General features: G+C 37.7%; 7 protein-coding genes. 1 reads left to right on the forward strand and 6 read right to left on the reverse strand.

Going from position 1 to position 5,200, the window contains the following annotated elements:
- The 5 genes from tnpA to ACFSBH_RS05430 all read right to left on the reverse strand — a co-directional run.
- The coding region (tnpA, locus tag ACFSBH_RS05410) for an IS200/IS605 family transposase (RefSeq protein ID WP_379596426.1) at positions 1-319 on the reverse strand (319 nt) is incomplete at its 3' end.
- A 67-nt stretch (positions 320-386) separates the two neighbouring features.
- The gene (locus ACFSBH_RS05415) at positions 387-641 is read right to left on the reverse strand and encodes a histidine kinase (RefSeq protein WP_251516971.1); all 255 of its coding nucleotides are present in this window, start codon (positions 639-641) and stop codon (positions 387-389) included.
- A gap of 54 nt (positions 642-695) precedes the next feature.
- The gene (locus ACFSBH_RS05420) at positions 696-1,499 is read right to left on the reverse strand and encodes a serine hydrolase (RefSeq protein WP_379596428.1); all 804 of its coding nucleotides are present in this window, start codon (positions 1,497-1,499) and stop codon (positions 696-698) included.
- Between the two features lies 1 nt (position 1,500).
- Positions 1,501-1,713 (reverse strand): hypothetical protein, encoded by a 213-nt coding sequence (locus tag ACFSBH_RS05425; protein ID WP_379596430.1) that lies wholly within the window; start codon positions 1,711-1,713, stop codon positions 1,501-1,503.
- A gap of 136 nt (positions 1,714-1,849) precedes the next feature.
- Positions 1,850-3,325, reverse strand: coding sequence for an MDR family MFS transporter (locus ACFSBH_RS05430; protein ID WP_379596432.1), 1,476 nt, complete (start codon positions 3,323-3,325; stop codon positions 1,850-1,852).
- A 430-nt stretch (positions 3,326-3,755) separates the two neighbouring features.
- Here ACFSBH_RS05430 and ACFSBH_RS05435 point away from each other — a divergent pair, with 430 nt between their 5' ends.
- Complete coding sequence (locus ACFSBH_RS05435; RefSeq protein WP_379596434.1) at positions 3,756-4,505, forward strand: GNAT family N-acetyltransferase; 750 nt, start codon at positions 3,756-3,758, stop codon at positions 4,503-4,505.
- An 87-nt stretch (positions 4,506-4,592) separates the two neighbouring features.
- Here the strand turns inward: ACFSBH_RS05435 and ACFSBH_RS05440 are convergent, their stop codons facing one another.
- The gene (locus tag ACFSBH_RS05440) at positions 4,593-5,090 is read right to left on the reverse strand and encodes a GyrI-like domain-containing protein (RefSeq protein WP_251516979.1); all 498 of its coding nucleotides are present in this window, start codon (positions 5,088-5,090) and stop codon (positions 4,593-4,595) included.
- Positions 5,091-5,200: the final 110 nt, after the last annotated feature.

A 5,200-nucleotide genomic window follows, 5' to 3' on the forward strand; every position in this document is an offset into this window, starting at 1 on the left:
ACCAGAATTTGCGGTTACCATATCTATACTTTAAATTCGCGTGACGATCAAAAATCATTAAACTACTTTTTCCTTTTAGATAACCCATGAATTGAGACACACTTATTTTAGGTGGAATACTTACCAGCATATGAATATGGTCTTTACATGCATTTGCCTTGTGTATCTCAACCCCCTTCCTTTCGCAGAGCTCTCTTATAATTTGTCCGATACTTCTTTTATACTTACCGTAGATAATTTGTCTCCTGTATTTTGGTGCAAAAACAATGTGATACTTACATCTCCACTGCGTATGTGCTAAACTATTCTTGTCCTGCATGGGACGCGCCTCCTTCTTTGGTGAGATCTGGTGGTCGNTCTTTAATTATTCAATGTTTACTAGTAGTTCATCCAGCCAACCTGAACACTAATACTAGTAATAATCCGATTGCGATACCAATATCTACAGTAAAACTTTTATTCGCTTTTCGCTTTTGATGGGCGTTAATGACCAATCCTGCAATTAATAATCCAATTGAAGAGCCGATCAGCATATGACGGACAAAGGAACTGAATGTCACACTCTCTGTGAAAACAAATAACATTGGAATCCCAATCAATAATAATGCACCTATATATAACATCCATTTGATTTTTTCCATCTCATAGTTTCCCCTAATCATTATTTTCTGCGCTACCAAAAGAGATTAATAATTTCACAGGCTTTGAGCTAGATATTTATGAATCATCAGTCCAATTTCACCGATTGTTCCGGCTGAAGTAAAATCATCCGCCCCCTCTGACAATACAGACACCGCAATTACTCGTTCACCAACAGAAAATAATCCAATATCATGCCGTATTCCTGGAACATTTCCTGTCTTGTTCGCCAATTCCCATTGTAAATTGCCCGTAGCTTTATCTGGATGGCGAATTTTTGATGGAAGGGAATCTCGGATCTGTTGCTTCTTGAGAATCTGAAGCATCTGGGTCGATGCATACTCAGATACAATTCTCCCAAGATACAAGCTTTTAAGCATCCTTGTCATTTCGTCAGCGGTAACTACATTCATCCGCTGACTGTCCCTCTGTCCAATCATCATTTTATGAAAAAAATTGCTCTGTCTTAATCCAATATTTTTCATCGTTTGCTGGATTTCCTGAACTCCAAGGAAATCAATCAGCATATTGGTCGCTGTATTATCACTCTGGATGATCATTAAAGTAACAAGATCTTCGATGGTCAAACGAATACCTGGAGTCATATGTTGGAGGACACCGCAACCACCGACGATATCTTCCTGCTCCAATATCAGTGTATCTTTCAGGTTAACTTCCTTCCGTTCTGCTGCCGCAAATACCGCAATCATAATTGGTATTTTAATGATGCTCGCAGCGTAGAATGGCCGATGTTCATTTTGCCCCCAAGATTTCTCATTATTTAAATCAAATAGAGAAATCCCCCAACTGCCTCCAGCTTTTCCCGTAATATCGGTAATCTGTTGTGTCAACTCCAACAATTTATGGCTCCCCTTTATTATTGATCATCATATTTTTTCTTCTTTCCAATCTTTTGATGATAGAATCACCAATCAAGCCAATCCAAAGCAGGGCTGCGAACCAATATACATAAGGTCCAATATACTCTCTCCAAATATTGAGGCCTGCCAATGTTATCGGTATGACACCAATAAAGATTAATGTTTGAAATAACATTTTCCATTTACTTGTCATACATATCCCTCTAAATATAATAAATATTCTTTTTTCTATAGTATACAGAATAAATAATACATTATCATCCATCTGGCTAAAGGTATAAAAAAAGAACAGAATGGAAATCATTCTGTTCTCTATAAATGTCAATTTCTTATCCTTCAGCAGGGACGTCTTCATTAACAGGCTTTGCACGATATACGATAAATGATAGAACTACGGCAACAAGTGTAATAATAAAAATAATAAAGTAAACATGTTCCACCGCAACAACCATCGCTTGTGACATGACTTGCGGCGACGTTGGATCTGTAACACCCGATAAATAACTAGCTTGTTTAGCGTTTAAAATACTGATAAATACGGAGACCCCAATGGCTCCACTCAATGGCTGTAATGCTGACATCACTGCCGTACCATGTGGATATAACCTTTTTGGCAGCTGATTCAGTCCATTTGTTTCTGCTGGCATCATCGTTGCGGAGACACTAAGCATAATCAACATGAAACCGACGATGATTACCCAAGTTGGTGTGTCCGCAGTCATCCTGCTAAACATAAACATAGTCCCAGCAAGTACGATTGTGGCCGGAATCATCATTACTCGCGGTCCCACTTTATCAAATAAAGCACCCATAAATGGACTCATTATCCCATTTAAAATACTGCCCGGCAGCAGCAACATCCCAGCAACTGCGGGTGCAAGAGCCATTGGACCTTGCATAAATACCGGCAAGATCAGCTCGGAGGCAAACATTGTCATAACAATAATGACAAACATGATTACCGCGTGTGTAAACATTGGTAATTTAAAGACTCTCAAGTCCATTAATGGTTCATTAAGCTTAAACTGTCTAACTGCAAATAAAGTAATTCCAGCTACTCCGATAATAATGAAAAAGAGAACATCGGGAGATAAGAAACCAGCTTCACTTTCACCTACGGAACTAAATCCGTAAATCGTTGCACCAAAACCTATGGTTGAGAATATAATCGATAGCCAATCAATTTTAGGCTTCGTCACTTCGGATACATTCACTAAAAATTTAAGTGAGAAAAGAACAGAAAACACTGCGAACGGCAGTACTGATATAAAAAGGAATCTCCATCCCAAGTAGTCGACAATAACTCCAGATAGTGTAGGCCCTATCGCAGGGGCAAACATAATGACTAAGCCGACTATCCCCATGATTTTACCTCGTTTTTCTGGTGGGTAGATTAGCAGGAATACATTGAATATAACCGGCATTAACAGCCCGGTTCCTATCGCTTGTATCAAACGACCGGTCAACAATATAGAAAATGTAGGGGCCATTGCTGCAATCGCCGTTCCAATTGTAAAGACCGTCATCGTTCCAATAAATAATTGCCTCGTCGTAAACCATTGCATGAATAATGGAGATATAGGGATTACAATTCCCATCATCAACATGAATCCAGTTGCCACCCATTGTACGGTAGGCAAGGTAATTCCAAACTCATCCATTAAAGTTGTTAGCGCAATGTTTAGTAGTGTTTCATTTAAAATCGCAAAAAATGCACCAATGATAAGAGCAGCCATAATCGGCACCGTTTTAACATTGGGATTTTCTGATAAAAACTCATATTTTTCTTCATTTGATTTTGTCATGATTTTACCTCGTTTTCTAATTTCAACTTTAGTATATTTAACGGAGATTGAATTCATTCATTAAACACAAAAAAGAGGGAAGTATCCCTCTTTTAAAAATAACCGCAAATATTGGTTTCCTTAAAAATAGACAGATCAATCCCGTTCTCTGCCCGTAGACAGAGTTTCATTGTATTTAATTAGCTAAAAATCTTCTAAAGCGTAATCTGATTGATGCTGTCACCAAGAAAACCTCCATTCTGTAATTGCCGGAATCAATCATAGCAAATGTACATGCTGATTACAATATCTTTTTTAAATTATTTCATAGTGATTATAAGAAAGCATAATAGTAATAACAAAAGGATTGATCCCTAGAGAAGGAAAATAAAAACCGATATTGAATTAATAAATACTGGTTCATTTAATTTATAAAAAAGGGGCTATTTAAATGGTTAATAATTATACCTCAGTTACATTAAAAGAGCGTCCAGATTTAAAAGAGGAATTAAATAAATTACACAGCATTGGTTGGGTCAAATTTATGAGAGAGAGCCCCATCTCGGCAAAATATTGGGATAAATTACTTTCTCGTTTTCCTGGATTTCAGTTTATTCTCTTAGACGAGGAATCGAAAGGAATCGCTTGCGGAAATTCCATTCCTTTTCAATGGGATGGTCATACAGATAGTTTGCCAACAGGATGGGATGGAGTGTTTGAAAAAGGCACCTTAGATTATGATACAAATAAACAACCAAATACACTGTCAGCTATAGCAATCGTCATTCACCCACAACATAGGAATAAAGGGTTGAGTCGCATCATGGTGAAGGAAATGAGAGATTTAGCGATCAAAGGAAATTTTAAAAATATGGTAGCTCCTGTTCGCCCTTCTTTAAAATCCAAATACCCACTCATCCCAATGGAAGAATACATTGGCTGGAAAAGAGAGGACGGTACACCTTTTGATCCTTGGATCAGAACACATTTTAAACTTGGCGCTTCCATCATTAAAGTAGCAGAAAAATCCATGGTTATTCCAGCCCCCATCGAGTTATGGGAAGAGTGGACGGATATGAAATTCCCTTCTACAGGGAGGTATGTTATAGATGACGGTTTAGCTCCATTATATATAGATAAATCGGCAAATAGAGGCGTTTATACGGAACCCAATGTTTGGATGAGACATTATTTAGACTGATGAAGACAACATCCTCATATAAAAGACTTCGAAAGTTAGATTTTATCCTCTAACTTTCGAAGAGATTGTACTTATAAAACATAACTGTCATCTTTGCTTTTTCTTTACTGGCATCCAAATTTCACTATACACTTTGTCCTGATTCCCATTATGCTTTGTAAAAGAAAATCCTGGTAGGTCTGTTGGTTCATAATCTGCCGTTTGCAGCCATTCGCCGTATATTTTTGCATGTGTCTCTTGAAGTGTTTGAGGAAATGGACCTTCATTCGGAAAAATTGCCCATAAGCTTTCCTCAATTGTAATCTGCTCCAAATCATCATATGGATTATCCTTAGTAGTTGCAAAACCTATCATATGCGTAAGATAACCCTTTTCCTCCAAATAGTCCTCGTCAAAGTCATAAGAGACATTCAATACATGATGAGGTTCCAAATCAGCTAACTCACGCATTTGCTTTCTTTGCTTTTCGGTTATGGATTGGGCCAACTCCATAATCGCCTGATTTTCCCCTTCAAATTGGATCGGCACTCTTTTCGATACACCGACAATGTTAAACTTCTCTCTCTTTTCAATTTTGAATTCCATAGAAATTCCTCCTCGTATATTATGTTTAGGCACTTAGTTTCCGCCTATTATTTCCCTTGTTAATCAACCTGTTGATATGTCAAATGACTTGGACGCTCTGGGATATTCCT

Source organism: Oceanobacillus luteolus (assembly GCF_042678205.1).
GTDB lineage: Bacteria > Bacillota > Bacilli > Bacillales > Amphibacillaceae > Oceanobacillus > Oceanobacillus luteolus.